We start from the raw sequence: 12,802 nt of genomic DNA on the forward strand, positions 1-12,802 counted from the left end.
GACATTGGCTCCGCCGGCGGCCACGGCCTCCAGGCGCTCACGGGCCCAGCCGCGCGGCCCCACGCCCTGGCGTGCGCCGGCATAGAGGGCGACGACGGGGCGCAGCACCACAGGCGGGGTCTTGCCGGTCCAGTCCGTCAGCCACGCCGAGATCTCGGCCAGGCGGTCGCCGCCTCCGAAGCTCGAGATCGGAACGGCCGGCGCGTCGGCGGCCAATTTGCGGATGTCGTCGAAAGGAGAAGCGGTCATGGGCGCGGACTTAAGCCAGCCCGAGCCCGATGCAAAGGGCGCCCCTTGCGTCGGCGCCGCCAAGCGGCGAGATATCGCCGATGAGTTCGGACATCTCAGCCCCGGCGCAACGCCCTCCCCGCCCGATCGTCACGCCCTGCGTGAAGGTCTGCGCGGTCGACGGCATGACGGGCGTCTGCCTGGGCTGTCGGCGGACGCTGCCGGAAATCGCCGGCTGGTCGCGCCTCAGCGACGAGGAACGGGCGGCCATCATGACCGCCCTACCCCTCCGCCCCGACCCGATGGCGAGCCTGGGCTAGGCCCTAGTTCGAAACGCTCAGGAACGTCGAGCAAGCGCCCGAACGTTCGGCCAAGAGCTTTTCCTTTTTTGCGCCGGCGGCCTTGTCACCATCCTTCTGCGCGCCCGAAATCTTAGCGCGGGCCGAATTGAGGACGTGAGACTCCCGGTTGCCGGACTCCTTTTTCAGAAAGGCGTCGATATTGGCGGTGTCCAACTTGCCCAGACCGTCCGACGCGGCCAATCCGCGGCAGCGCGCCGCTTGCAGGAAATCAAAATCACTCACAGCGGTTCCGGCCTGGGCAGCGCCCGCGAGGGCCGAAGCGGCGATGATGGCGGTCAGGAGGATCTTTTTCATGGCGTCGTTCCCTCGACAAATATTGAGTTCGTGAACAACCATGTGCCGCCGCCACGTCCAGATTTGAAGTTAAATCGAAGTCATGTTGCACATTACTTCAATGTAATATTGATGTATGAAAGTATTACAACTTTTTAACTTGCCGTTTACTTACTAGGTTGTTAACTGTAAAAGCTCGCGAAAAAGATGATTCACAGGTTGAAAACCCATTCGCGACTAAACTCCCCGCAACGGCCGTAGAAGCGGCCACAAAGCCTGTATGGCGGGGTGACTTCGATGCTCAAGTTCGCGTCCATCGCGATCGTAGGCGCGCTCTCGGCGGTCGGGGCGGCGAAAGCCGTCGTATCGCTGGACGACCTGCGCCAGCCGGACCTGCGCGGTCCCGCCCCCGCCGTGGCCGCCGTCGACGACGGCGCCGCCCAAATCGTCAAGGCCGCCGACGGCCATTTCTGGGCCGAAGCCAAGGTCGACGGCCGCGCCGTGCGTTTCCTGATCGACACCGGCGCCACCGCCGTCGCCCTCAGCCAGACCGACGCTCAACGGCTGGGCATCGACACCAAGACCCTCGACTACAACTACCGGGTCATGACCGCCTCGGGCGAGACCCGCGCCGCCGCGGTCAAGCTGGCCAGCATTTCGGTGGCCGGCGCCCAGGTGCGCGATGTCGAGGCCCTAGTCGTCGAGAAGGGTCTGGAGACTTCGCTGTTGGGCATGACCTATTTGGGCCGGCTGTCCAGTTTCCAGGCCACGCCGCGCGCCCTGGTCCTGCGCTCTTAACCTAGACCGCGACGCTTTCCAGCGCCCGAGCTTCACGCGCGTCCATCGCCTGGCGCACGGCCGCCACGGCGCGGTCCACCACATCCAGCCCGGCCCCGGCCGCAACGCCTTCGACGGTCAGGATCCGCCGCCAGGCTCGCGCGCCCGGCATGCCGTGGAAAAGGCCCAGCATGTGGCGGCTCATCGCCGCCAGATGGGTGCCCGCCCCCAGTTGGGCGGCCATGTAAGGCTTGTACAGTTCGACCGCCGCGAACGCGTCGATATCGGCGACGTCCTCGCCGAACACCCGCCGATCGACCTGACCCAGCAAGCCGGGCTCGTGATAGGCCGCCCGACCCAACATCGCGCCGTCGACGTGTTCCAGCTGCTCCAGCGCCACGTCCAGGTCCGGGATCCCGCCGTTGATCACGATGGTCAGGTTCGGGCGCTCGGCCTTCAGGCGATGGACCAACGGATAGTCCAGCGGCGGCACGTCGCGGTTTTCCTTCGGCGACAGCCCCTTCAGCCAGGCCTTGCGGGCGTGGACCACGAAGCTGGTGACGCCGGCCCGGGCCGACAGGTCGACCAGCTCGAACAGGGCCTGCTCCGGATCCTGGTCGTCGACCCCGATCCGGCACTTGACCGTCACCGGCACCGACACCGCCGCGGCCATGGCCGCCATGCAGTCGGCCACCAGCTGCGGCTCGCGCATCAGGCAGGCCCCGAACCGGCCGCTCTGCACGCGATCGGATGGGCAACCGACGTTCAGATTGATCTCGTCATAGCCGTAGTCCTCGCCGATCTTCGCGGCGGCGGCCAGGTCGGCGGGCTCGGACCCGCCCAGTTGCAGCGCCACCGGATGCTGGGCGGCGTCGAACCCCAGCAGTTTTTCGCGGTCGCCGTTCAGCACCGCGCCGCTGGTGACCATCTCGGAATACAGCAGCGCCCGGCGCGACAGCACCCGATGCAGCGACCGGCAGTGGCGATCGCTCCAATCCATCATGGGGGCGACAGACAATCTATGCGCTTGAAATTGTTGCACTTTTCTCGTATCTTCAAAGGGTTCGTTCACGTCGTGTGCATTCCGTTTTACGCTATAGCACGACGTTTTTCGCGGCCTTTCGACGAGTCAGCGCACACGGAGCGCACACGAAAAATGGCCACCTTCACGAAGCTCCCACCCGGGTCGTGGCGCACCCGAGTTCGCCGCAAGGGTCGCTATATCAGCGAAACGTTCCTGCGCTGCGAGGACGCCAGGCAATGGGCGCTCCTCGCCGGGTTCGCCCAGGGCGCATCGGCGTGATCTTCGGGCTGCGGTACGAGCGCCGACGACGATCGTCGCTCGTGAAGAGCACGAGCGACGAGGTCCTTCCGGTCGAGCGTAAAGTCCGGCAACGGCGGTCGGCGCGCTACGGGCGAACCCCGTCCTCATCGGCGCCGTTGGGATCGGCGGCTTTTTGAGCGCCCTTGTCGGTCCAGCCCGGCGGCGCGCCGAAATTCTCCGCGACGAAACCCATAACGCCGGATCCGCGTCCGTACGCCTCACAGTCGACGTCCTTCTTCTTCCCGCCGAACTTAGGGAGCTTCATGGGCGAGCGTCGCTCGAAGGGCGTTTCGCCGGTCGTCAGCAGTTCGCCAAAATTCTCGCCGAAGACCGAGGCGAGCTGATAGGCGTCCGAGACCTCGGAAACCGTCGTTGAGCCCATCACGCTGACGTATTGGGCCCCGCGCGACCACACCATCGCCGCCTCTTGCTTCCCGGCGGGATTGAGCGCCTCGGCCTCGACTGTGAGACTGCCGAGCCCGAACGGCACGCGGGGCGTGACCATCGGAATGACGCTGACGAAACTGACCGCGACGGAGCCGGCGGCGGCGAGCCGATTGGTGATTCCAAGGTGGGTGATCGTCGCCTGGACGCTGAGGTCGGCCGGACCGGAGGGGCCCACCACATCGAGCCGCTTGCTCAAATCCTTGCAGAGGGCGCGATCGACGCGATTGACCACCAATTGGCGATCCGCGTCCGAGAGCTCGGACCCGACCCCGTTTTCAAACCGCGTGGGCGCGATGCGCACCGTGTTCGCGGCCAGAATGGCCTCCCTGTTCACCCGAATCTGCGATTTCGTCGACGTGTTGTTTGAAGGAGCGAGGCCTTCATACGACGTCAGCGCGCCGCTGCGGGTCGAGGGCGAGGAGGCGCAGGCGGCCAGGAACATCAGCGGGACCAGGGCGAAGGCTGTGGCAAGGGGCCGCTTTCCCTCGACGCGATCGCTATTCCTCAGCAATTTTTCCCTTTGGAAGCTGTAGATCACGCAATACCCCGCGCCCTTATCCGTCGAGGTCTGGGATTTGCGCGGTTGAGCGCGATCGCTAGACTTAAGGTTCATTCGTCGGTCTCCATCTCGCCCCGGCGGCAAACTTGAGCCCCAACCTTTCGCCAACCTTTCGGGTCACGAACAACCGCGGCGGCGGCGCGCGGGACGCCGTCTTCTGACTTGCGGCAAGAGGGACGGATCGTCCCCGTGCGGTCGTGTAGTACCAGGGCCGGCGCCTGGCCGCGCGGTCAATCGCGATGATCTACTCGCGTTGACGCTCCCTGCGCGCAGGGTCACCGAAGCGGCGCCCCCCAAGCCGAAACTCGACTCGGTTGGAGGCCTACGTCGGTCCCCAGGCCGGAAACAGCCTTTCAGCTCCGGGGCGTCCCGCAAATGCCGCGATCACATCGCCAGTGTACAGGCGCCAGGCATGGACCAGGGCGAAAGGTTCATGAAAGTTTGACCGGTCACGACGGCATGGGCGGCGGCCACATCGCCGATCCCGTTGTCAGGAGGCGCACCATGTCCACCCGCTTCAAGGTTCGCGACCGCAAGCCGCTCAGTCAGGGAAGCGGACGGTCTCTGGTCTGGGCCTTGTTACCCTCCGTCGTCCTGGTCATGGCCACGGCTTTCTTGGCGGTCCAGGTGCTGGGCATCGATCCAGGCGGGGGCGCCCCGTCGCTCGCGGAGCGCTTGGATGTTGGTCGTCTGGCCCGCGAGGCGAACGAGCACCTGTTCGTGCTCAGCTTTGTTGTGCTGTTGATGATGGCGGGCGTCCTGGCCGCGTTGCATCTTGGCCTGCAGCCCCTGCGGAAGATATCCGAGCGCGCCGCCAGCATCGGCCCCGCCACAATCAGCCAACGGCTGCCCTTGAACGCGGCCCCACGGGAGATTGCGCCCCTGGTCGTCGCCTTCAACGCCGCTCTCGACCGCTTGGAGGCCGGATGGCGGGCCCAGCAGGAATTCTCGGCCAACGCCGCGCACGAACTTCGAACGCCCTTGGCGACCTTGCGCGCGCAGGTCGAAAGCCTGCTTGAGCCGGAAGACCGGAAGGACGCCATTGAGGAGTTCGACCGCCTCTCGCGCCTCATCGCCCAGTTGCTGACTCTTGCCGAGGCGGACAGCGGCGAGGAAACACCCCGAGGCCCCTTCGATTTGGTCGCGGTCGCCCACACTGTCACGAGCGAGATGGCCGGCTCCATCCTCGCAAGCGGTCGTGACGTCGCGTTCGAAAGCGCTCACGACAAATGGAACTGCCATGGTGCGCCCAGCCTGGTGGAAGTGGCCTTGCGTAACCTGCTCGAAAACGCCACGCGCCATACGCCGGCCGGAAGCGAGATTCTGGTGTCGATCGAGCTCGGCGGCCAGCTCGTCGTCAGCGACAACGGACCCGGCGTGCCGCCAGGCTTTCAGGACCGCCTTTTCCGAAGGTTCAGCAAGGCCGACACTCGCGGATTCGGGGCGGGTCTCGGGCTCTCGATCGTTGACCGGATAATGGCGCTGCATGGCGGCGAGGTGCGACTGGCCCCCTCCCCCGTCGGGGCGCGCTTCGTGCTGGACTTCTCCTGGCGTGGCGATGCCGGGCTTACCAACGCACACCGGTCGCGCACCTCAAGACTATGGCCGCGCTCAATGTCGCCCTCCGCGGCGCTGACCGTCGATTATCGCGTTGAACACGCATGAGGGTGCTTTTCATCGAGGATAACGCCAAGCTGGGCGAGGCCACCCGGAAGTCTCTTGCCCGGACGGGCTTCGCGGTCGATCTCTTCGAGACACCGGAGGACGGGTGGCACGCCTTGCAGGTGGCTCCCTATGACGTCGTCATCCTCGACATCATGTTGGCGGAGCAAAGCGGACTGGACCTACTGGCTCGCCTGCGCGCTGCTGGATTGTCGACGCCCGTGCTGCTCCTCACGGCTCTGGGAAGCATCGGCGAGCGTGTCCACGGCTTGAACGCCGGCGCGGACGACTACCTGGTCAAGCCCTTCGCCATCGAGGAGCTTGTGGCGCGGCTGCGCGCTTTGGGGCGGCGACCGCTTCCTCTGGCCGACCCAGTGATCCGCCTTGGCGACATCGTCTACGACAGCGCGTCCCGGGAACTCTCGGTGCGCGATGGGCAAGCCAGCCTGTCGCGCTGCGAAAGCGTCGTCCTCGAGCGATTTCTACGCGCGCCGGACCGGGTGATCACCAAGGCCCAACTCGGCGAAAGTCTCCACTCGCTCGAAGAGGACTTCACCGACAATTCGATCCACGTTCACGTCCACAGGGTGCGCCGGAAACTGGCGGACCTGGGCGCTCACGTCTCGATCCGAGCCCTGCGTGGGTTGGGCTACATGGCGGTGATCAGGTCGGCCGGTAATTCTCCGCCTGCGGGAGTCGGCGAGCGCTCAAGCTGAAAGGATTGCGCGCCTTTGCGCGCATCTCGGCGGGACTTCGGGTTCCCAAGCCTATTTTCAAGCTCAGGGACGCGCCTGGGCCAGGTAGGTTTCGCCCTGCTTGCGGACCACGCGGATCAGCGAGCCGATCGAGTGGTCGACGTCGATCAGGTGAAGGCCCCACGACAGGTCCACGCCCGTGCGCCGGATGATCTGACCGCCCAGCTCGTCAGTGCGCGGATCGCTCGGGACCGCGTTCACATGCAGGGCAAGATAGTTGAAGTCGCCGTTCTCGACGCATTCGGTGGAGATCAGGCCGGGCGTCTTGACGAAGAAGGTTCCGATCGGGCGCATGGGCCGCACCCACTCCGGCGGGATGTCGCCCCCCGAGCCGTTCAGGAATCCCTTGGTGATGAAGTAGGACTCCGGCTTGCCCGTCCCGCCCGCCAGGCCGGCGGGATTGACGCAGGCCGCACGCAGCCCGTCGCGGGCCTTGCCGAAGCGCGAGCCGGCTGGCGGCGGCAGGCGGTCGCGGAAGGTGACGTAGGTGATCACGCAGCCGACCTGAGTGGCGGCGCGGCACAGCGGGACCGACTTGAACGAACCGCCGACGTCCTTGCCCGGCGGGACCATGACCAGCCCGCCCAGCAGCAGGGCCGAGATCATCTGTTTCTGGACGGGCTTGCCCTCGATCTCCTCGGCGATCAGCCGGGTCAGCATGACCGTGCCCTGGCTGTGGCCGATCAGGACGACGCCGCGGCCCTTGTTCTGGTGGGTCAGGTACCAATTCCAGGCTTCGACCACGTCCGAGAAGCCGCCAAGATCCGGAGGCGGTTGCGCGCCGACCGGAGCCGGGCCGCCGGCGGCGGCCCGCAGACGCCGCAGGGTCCCCTGGCGGTAGAGCGGGGCGAACTGACGACAGACCGATCCGAACCGGGCGAACTGCACCTTGACGTCGTCCCACTCGGCCGCGTCGGGCGAGAAATCCGAGATCCAGCCGGAATCGTTGGAGACGGTGGGATAGACGAAGAAGCAGTCGATCTTCGGATCCTTGGCCGGAACGTATCGTTCCAGCGTCATCCCGCCGTTGGGCGCGATCACCGTGGCGTCCAGATCGACCTTGCAGCGATTGTCCAGCAGGTCGGGTCGGCACAGCCACAGCGCCGGGTCGGCATAGTCGGGGTGCTGGACGGCCGGGTCGGGCGCCTGGACCTGGGCGTGGGCGGCGCCGTGCGCGAACGCCAGCGCCATCAGCCCCATCAGCCCTCGGAACAAGTTGGACAACGCCTTCATCGGTAACCCTCCCTGACCGGGCGTCATGTCGCGCCCTTGGAACTCGAAGCCCGGGCGCCGAAGCGCCTTTCAGATCACCGCTCGGCCGCGACCGCGGCGATCATGCCCGCGCTGGCCACCTCGCGCTCGGCCTGGGTGAAGCCGTAGGCCGGGACGATCTCGCCAGCCCGCTCGGAAATCCCCGCCCATTGGCGGATCACCTGTTCGCCCGCGTCCGAACCGCCGCCGATATAGCGACCGTCGGTCAAGGTGACGTTGGCGACGGCGAAGTGGCCCGCGCCGGCGCAGAGGATGGCCCGGGTCGGGGCGTCCTCGACCGTCAGGGCCAGCAGCCCGGGGCTGACGAAAGCGGGATCCAAGCGTGCGAGGCTGGCTTCGGAAAGCACGCCCTCGGTCATGCCGGTCGCCGCCGTCGGGGCCAGGCAGTTGACCCGCACATTGTACTTCTCGCCCTCGATGGCCAGGGTCTGCATAAGGCCGACCAGCGCCATCTTGGCCGCCCCGTAGTTCGCCTGGCCGAAGTTGCCGTAGAGGCCAGAGGACGAGGTGGTCATCACGATGCGGCCGTAACCCTGCCCGCGCATGATCTCCCAGACGGCCTTGGCGCAGACCGCCGCGCCCATCAGGTGGACGTCGACCACCAGGCGGAAGTCGTCGAGGCTCATCTTGGCGAAGCTCTTGTCGCGCAGGATGCCGGCGTTGCTGATCAGGATGTCGATGCGGCCCCAGTGGTCCATGACCCGCGCCACCATCGCGCCGATCGCGGCCTCGTCGGTCACCGAGGCGGCGACGCCGATCGCCTGCTGCCCCGTGGCGACGATCTCGGCGGCCACGCGGTCGGCGGCCTCCTGGGTCAGGTCATTGACCACCACCTTGGCGCCCTGGCTGGCCAGGTACAGCGCATGGGCGCGGCCCAAGCCCCCGCCGGCCCCGGTGACGATCGCGACGCGTCCTTGCAGCAACATTCAGGCTTCCTTCTCAAACTCGCGAACAGGGTCGCGTTATTCGCTCACTATACCGCTAGTGAATATCTTGAACAGACTCATCCCCCGCCAGGCGAGCGATCCTAGCCTTTGTCCGCCCCCGCCCCGCCGCACACCGACAGGAAGCCCGCGGCCATGAAGGTGGCCATGCGGTCCTTCACCGCGACGAAGTCGTCCGACTTGCAGACCCCGCCCGAAAGCTTGTCGATCCGCCCCGTACGCGCCAGGGTCAGCATCAGCGCCCCCGTGACGAAGTGGTAGCCCCAGAACACGTCGGCCTCCGAGCAGTCCGGCAGCGCCTTCTTGAGCAGGTCGATCAAGCGCAGCACCACCGGGTCGAAGTGCTCGTCCATCAGGGCCGCGCCCCATTCGGGGGCGTTGGCGACCTGGGCGCCCAGCGCGGCGTAGTTCTTCCACCCCTCCCCGCCATCGATGTACAGATCGAGGTCGGTGTCGAGGAAGGCGCGCAGGGCGCCCTCCACCGTCGGCTTGCCGTCCGTGGCCTTGTCGTACTCGTCCAGGGCCCGCATCCGGCGCTCGCTGGTGATCGACGCCCGCCGAGCGAAGACCGTATCGAACAGGGTCTTCTTGTCGTCGAAGTAGTAGTTCATCAGCGTGTGGTGCGCGCCGACCCGCTTGGCCACGTCCTTGAGCGTGACGCCGTACAGTCCGTGCTTGGAGAACAGATATTCGGCCGCATCGAGAATCTGCTCCATCATCTCGGCGCGCTGCTCGGCCTTTTTGGTGGAGCGTCGACGAGGTTGGGCGTCTTGAGGCACGAGGCGGAGTTCCGTTTCGAACGTGACGAGCCTGTCGGAGAAGACAGACATGGGAGCGGGCGAACGCGTCACCCGCCGCCATACTCCGATCGCAGTCGAATTTTGTCGATCTTTCCGGTGGACGCCAGGGGCATGCGCTGCAGGCGGTAGATCGCATCCGGAATCCACCACGAAGCGACCCGACCCCGCAGCGAGGCCAGCAGGGCCTCATCGCTGACTTCGCCCTGCGTCTCGACCAGCAGGATCGGTCGCTCGCCCCACTTGGCGTCGGACCGGCCGATGACCGCGGCCAGCGAGACTTCGGGCAGCGCCCCGACCACCGCCTCGATCTCGGCGGGATTGATCCATTCGCCGCCGGACTTGATCAGGTCCTTGGCCCGGCCGGTGATCATCAGGTTGCCCGCCGCGTCGATGCGCGCCAGGTCGCCGGTGGGGAACCAACCGTTGGCGTCGGTCGCCGGCGCGTCATGGCCGAAATAGCGCTGGACCACCGCCGCCCCGCGAACCCGCAGGTGGCCTTCGGCGTCGCGCTGCTGGGAAAGCGGGGTCCCGTCGGCGTCGGTCAGCAACAGGTCCACGCCGATGGCCGGACGGCCCGAGAGCGCCGCCTGAGACGGCGCGCTCAGCGGCGCCACCGTGCCGGTGGGCGACAGCTCGGTCATGCCCCAGCTGGTCTGCACCCGCACGCCCAGGCGCTGTTCGATGCGCTCCATCAGGGCCGGCGCCATCGGCGCGCCGCCGACGATGATGCGCTGGAGCGACGGCAGCTCGCCGCCGGTCGCTTCCAGATGCTCGACCAGACCCAGCCATACGGTCGGCACCCCGACGCCGACCGTCACGGCCTCGGCGGCGATCAGGCGCGCCAGGCTGGCGCCGTCGGCGTGGCGTCCGGGCAGGACCAGCTTGGCGCCGACGGCCGGGGCGGCGAACGGCAGACCCCAGGCGTTGGCGTGGAACATCGGCACCACCGCCAGGATGCTGTCCGAGCCCGAGATCGCCATCCCGTCGACCTGCAGCGCCCGCAGGGTGTGCAGGAAGCTGGAACGATGCGTGTAGGTCACCCCCTTGGGCGCGCCTGTGGTGCCGGAGGTGAAACACAGGCCGCAAGGCGCGGTCTCGTCGAAGCCGCCCCAGACCACCTCGCCCGTCGCTTCGGCCAGCAGCGGCTCGATCGGCGCCGCCGAGGGCGCGCCTTGCGGGGCCTCCTCGCCGACGGCGTCGATGAGCAACAGGTGCTCGATCCCGGGAACGCGGTCCAGGATCTGGCCGGCCAGCGGGGCCAGATCGGCCGACGCAATCAGGATGCGCGCCTGCGACTGGACGATCATCGAGGCCAGATGCTCGGCGGTCAGGCGCGGGTTCAGCGTGTGGCAGACCGCGCCCATGCCCATGATCGCGTACCAGGCCTCGAGGTGGGCCTGGGAGTTCCACGCCAGGGTGGCCACGCGGTCGCCGACGCCGACGCCCAGACCGGCCAGCATCGCCGACACCCGGCGGCTGCGGACCATCAGGTCGGCATAGCCGATCCGTTCGGTCCCACCACCGTCCCGCGCGGTCACCACCTGGGCATCGGGGCGCCATTTGGCCGCGTGCTCCAGGAACTTGTCGAGCGTCAACGCGAACGCCTGCATCTCACCATCGATCATAGGGCGTACTCGTTATCCGCACGGGCCGGTCTTGGGCGGAAGCGGCGGCGAGACGACGCCGACGTTCCAGTTCCACGGGGTGTCGCCTTGCGCCCGACGACGGCACATGACGGCTTCGTTCAGTTCGTACATGCCTGGCCGCAGACGGACGCCCGGCTGGGGCCCCTCGACGAAGGCCATGTAGGCGCGCTCGCCGCCGTACGGCTTCCAGGCGGGTTCACCTGCCGCCTTGGGGACGCCGTCGCGGGCGAACGAGGTCCAATAGCCGATCATGGCCGTCGACAGCTTCGTTTCGGCGGGGGTGTCCGGGTTCTTCGGCCAGGCCGGCGGGGTCGTTTTCGCCGTACCGAAGACATAGGGGATTTCGCTGGCGTGGAAGCCGTGCAGTCCCGCCGCGTCCGCCGCCGGATAGCCGTGGTCGAACAGGTAGAGATAGCCCGGCGCGCCGGCGGCCGTCTGCTTGGCGACCAGCCGTTCGGCGGTCCAGCCGTAGAGGGCGTCGCGCGGCGCCAGCAGCACGCTTTCGGGTATGTCGCTGGACGGATAGAGCTTCAGGAAATCGTCGGCGAGATCGCCGTAGCGCTTGCGGATCTCGGCCTCGTAGGCGGCCGCGTCGGCGGGCGGCGGCGGGGCCAGGAAGCGCAGCGAGCGGATCTCGCCGCTGTTGAAGCCGGCCAGGATCGGCGCATGGGCCTGCTGGCCGCGATCGAAGACGTCGACCAACTGGGCCGGCAGCACCTTGCCGTCGACCGCGCCGAAGGTCTGGAAGCCCGCCATCAGGGCCGAGGTCGTCAGGGTTTCCGCGTCCATGGCCCGCAGGTCGGCCAGGCTCTTGGCGCCCAGCTTGGCGGCCGTCGCCGCGCCCATGGCCTCGGCCGGGACGTGACCGAACCTGGGCTCACGCAGGTCGGGCGTGGAGATCATGTAGGCGCTCTGGGCGATCGCCTTTTGGAACAGGCCGCGCGCCGGCGGCGAGGCCATCAGATACATGACGCTCAAGCCGCCGGCCGACTCTCCGGCGATGGTGACATTGGCCGGATCGCCCCCGAAGGCGGCGATGTTGTTCTGGACCCAGCGCAGGGCGGCGATCTGGTCCAGCAGGCCGTAATTGCCCGAGACGTGGTCCGGCGATTCGGCGCTGAGCTCGGGATGGGCCATGTAGCCCAGCACGCCGAGGCGATAGTTGATCGAAACGACGACCAGCCCCTGCTTGGCCAAGGCCGTGCCGTCGTACATCCCCTCGCTGCTGGCGCCGGCGATCAGCGAGCCGCCGTGGATCCAGACCAGGACCGGGGCCTTCTTGATCTCTTCAGGCGCCCAGATGTTCAGCGACAGGCAGTCCTCGCTCATCGCCTTCAGCGGCGAGCTGTAGATGCCGCCGGGACGGGGCTTGGGCTGTTGGCAGGCCGGACCGAAGTCGAGCGCCTCACGCACGCCGCTCCAGGCCGGCGCGGCGACCGGCGGCTTCCAGCGCAGCGCGCCGACGGGGGCGGCGGCGTAGGGCACGCCCTTGAAGACCTTCAGACCGCCTTGCTCGACACCGCGAAGCGCGCCCGCCGGAGCCTGGACCACGGACGGATCGGCCCGCGCCGCATCCGGCGTCAGGATCGACAGCGCCGAAAGCGCCAGGGTGAACGCCAAAGTTCGGGCGGCGATCCGGCGACCGGCGGCGACGGCCAATTTGGATGGCTGAGCCTTCATCAATGTTCCTCCCCGCATCGGCGTCGGTCGTTCGCCAACGGCGCCAAACAGCGTGCCGACGATCCCGAGGCCT

The 12,802-nt window shown here is 67.4% G+C and carries 12 protein-coding genes and 1 pseudogene; 4 read left to right on the forward strand and 9 right to left on the reverse strand.

Annotated elements, in window-relative coordinates:
- A pseudogene (locus tag WAL33_RS00900) lies at positions 1 to 249 on the reverse strand (nicotinate-nucleotide--dimethylbenzimidazole phosphoribosyltransferase); the annotation flags it as partial.
- 80 nt (positions 250 to 329) lie between these two features.
- On the opposite strand from WAL33_RS00900, the gene WAL33_RS00905 reads away from it, so the two are divergent.
- Positions 330 to 548 carry a DUF1289 domain-containing protein gene (locus WAL33_RS00905; protein WP_422177579.1) on the forward strand — a complete coding sequence of 73 codons (219 nt, stop codon included), beginning with the start codon at positions 330 to 332 and terminating at the stop codon, positions 546 to 548.
- 3 nt (positions 549 to 551) lie between these two features.
- Here the strand turns inward: WAL33_RS00905 and WAL33_RS00910 are convergent, their stop codons facing one another.
- Positions 552 to 884: a hypothetical protein gene (locus tag WAL33_RS00910; RefSeq protein ID WP_422177581.1), complete on the reverse strand. Its 333-nt coding sequence runs from the start codon at positions 882 to 884 to the stop codon at positions 552 to 554.
- 276 nt (positions 885 to 1,160) lie between these two features.
- Here WAL33_RS00910 and WAL33_RS00915 point away from each other — a divergent pair, with 276 nt between their 5' ends.
- A complete protein-coding gene (locus tag WAL33_RS00915; RefSeq protein WP_422177583.1) occupies positions 1,161 to 1,661 on the forward strand; it encodes a TIGR02281 family clan AA aspartic protease in 501 nt (166 codons plus the stop codon).
- Between the two features lies 1 nt (position 1,662).
- Here WAL33_RS00915 and dusA read toward each other — a convergent pair whose 3' ends face one another.
- Both dusA and WAL33_RS00925 read right to left on the reverse strand, forming a co-directional pair.
- Positions 1,663 to 2,712: a tRNA dihydrouridine(20/20a) synthase DusA gene (gene dusA / locus WAL33_RS00920; protein WP_422177585.1), complete on the reverse strand. Its 1,050-nt coding sequence runs from the start codon at positions 2,710 to 2,712 to the stop codon at positions 1,663 to 1,665.
- 337 nt (positions 2,713 to 3,049) lie between these two features.
- Positions 3,050 to 4,024 (reverse strand): DUF3313 domain-containing protein, encoded by a 975-nt coding sequence (locus WAL33_RS00925; protein WP_422177587.1) that lies wholly within the window; start codon positions 4,022 to 4,024, stop codon positions 3,050 to 3,052.
- Between the two features lie 450 nt (positions 4,025 to 4,474).
- Between WAL33_RS00925 and WAL33_RS00930 the strand changes: the two genes are divergently transcribed.
- Positions 4,475 to 5,635 carry a sensor histidine kinase gene (locus tag WAL33_RS00930; protein WP_422177589.1) on the forward strand — a complete coding sequence of 387 codons (1,161 nt, stop codon included), beginning with the start codon at positions 4,475 to 4,477 and terminating at the stop codon, positions 5,633 to 5,635.
- Positions 5,632 to 6,348: a response regulator transcription factor gene (locus WAL33_RS00935; RefSeq protein WP_422177591.1), complete on the forward strand. Its 717-nt coding sequence runs from the start codon at positions 5,632 to 5,634 to the stop codon at positions 6,346 to 6,348. Before WAL33_RS00930 ends, WAL33_RS00935 begins: the two co-directional genes overlap by 4 nt.
- Before the next feature lie 63 nt (positions 6,349 to 6,411).
- Here WAL33_RS00935 and WAL33_RS00940 read toward each other — a convergent pair whose 3' ends face one another.
- From WAL33_RS00940 to WAL33_RS00960, 5 genes are all read right to left on the reverse strand, one after another.
- Entirely contained in the window at positions 6,412 to 7,620 is a 1,209-nt protein-coding gene (locus WAL33_RS00940) for a DUF3089 domain-containing protein (protein ID WP_422177593.1), read from the reverse strand.
- Between the two features lie 74 nt (positions 7,621 to 7,694).
- Complete coding sequence (locus WAL33_RS00945) at positions 7,695 to 8,585, reverse strand: SDR family NAD(P)-dependent oxidoreductase (RefSeq protein WP_422177595.1); 891 nt, start codon at positions 8,583 to 8,585, stop codon at positions 7,695 to 7,697.
- Positions 8,586 to 8,686: 101 nt separating this feature from the next.
- Entirely contained in the window at positions 8,687 to 9,322 is a 636-nt protein-coding gene (locus WAL33_RS00950) for a TetR/AcrR family transcriptional regulator (protein ID WP_422177636.1), read from the reverse strand.
- A gap of 128 nt (positions 9,323 to 9,450) precedes the next feature.
- Positions 9,451 to 11,028: an AMP-binding protein gene (locus WAL33_RS00955; protein WP_422177597.1), complete on the reverse strand. Its 1,578-nt coding sequence runs from the start codon at positions 11,026 to 11,028 to the stop codon at positions 9,451 to 9,453.
- A 12-nt stretch (positions 11,029 to 11,040) separates the two neighbouring features.
- Positions 11,041 to 12,729, reverse strand: a complete 1,689-nt coding sequence (locus tag WAL33_RS00960) for a carboxylesterase/lipase family protein (protein WP_422177599.1) — start codon at positions 12,727 to 12,729, stop codon at positions 11,041 to 11,043.
- Positions 12,730 to 12,802: the final 73 nt, after the last annotated feature.

Origin of the sequence: Caulobacter sp. (assembly GCF_049283275.1) — a bacterium.
Taxonomy (GTDB): Bacteria; Pseudomonadota; Alphaproteobacteria; order Caulobacterales; family Caulobacteraceae; genus Caulobacter.

Bases quoted from the DNA above. Each gene is read 5' to 3' on its own strand.
- WAL33_RS00935 (WP_422177591.1), top strand. From the start codon at position 5,632: ATGAGGGTGCTTTTCATCGAGGATAACGCCAAGCTGGGCGAGGCCACC.
- WAL33_RS00910 (WP_422177581.1), bottom strand. From the start codon at position 884: ATGAAAAAGATCCTCCTGACCGCCATCATCGCCGCTTCGGCCCTCGCG.
- WAL33_RS00955 (WP_422177597.1), bottom strand. From the start codon at position 11,028: ATGATCGATGGTGAGATGCAGGCGTTCGCGTTGACGCTCGACAAGTTC.
- WAL33_RS00945 (WP_422177595.1), bottom strand. From the start codon at position 8,585: ATGTTGCTGCAAGGACGCGTCGCGATCGTCACCGGGGCCGGCGGGGGC.
- WAL33_RS00940 (WP_422177593.1), bottom strand. From the start codon at position 7,620: ATGAAGGCGTTGTCCAACTTGTTCCGAGGGCTGATGGGGCTGATGGCG.
- WAL33_RS00960 (WP_422177599.1), bottom strand. From the start codon at position 12,729: ATGAAGGCTCAGCCATCCAAATTGGCCGTCGCCGCCGGTCGCCGGATC.
- WAL33_RS00925 (WP_422177587.1), bottom strand. From the start codon at position 4,024: ATGAACCTTAAGTCTAGCGATCGCGCTCAACCGCGCAAATCCCAGACC.
- WAL33_RS00950 (WP_422177636.1), bottom strand. From the start codon at position 9,322: ATGATGGAGCAGATTCTCGATGCGGCCGAATATCTGTTCTCCAAGCAC.
- WAL33_RS00930 (WP_422177589.1), top strand. From the start codon at position 4,475: ATGTCCACCCGCTTCAAGGTTCGCGACCGCAAGCCGCTCAGTCAGGGA.
- WAL33_RS00915 (WP_422177583.1), top strand. From the start codon at position 1,161: ATGCTCAAGTTCGCGTCCATCGCGATCGTAGGCGCGCTCTCGGCGGTC.
- WAL33_RS00905 (WP_422177579.1), top strand. From the start codon at position 330: ATGAGTTCGGACATCTCAGCCCCGGCGCAACGCCCTCCCCGCCCGATC.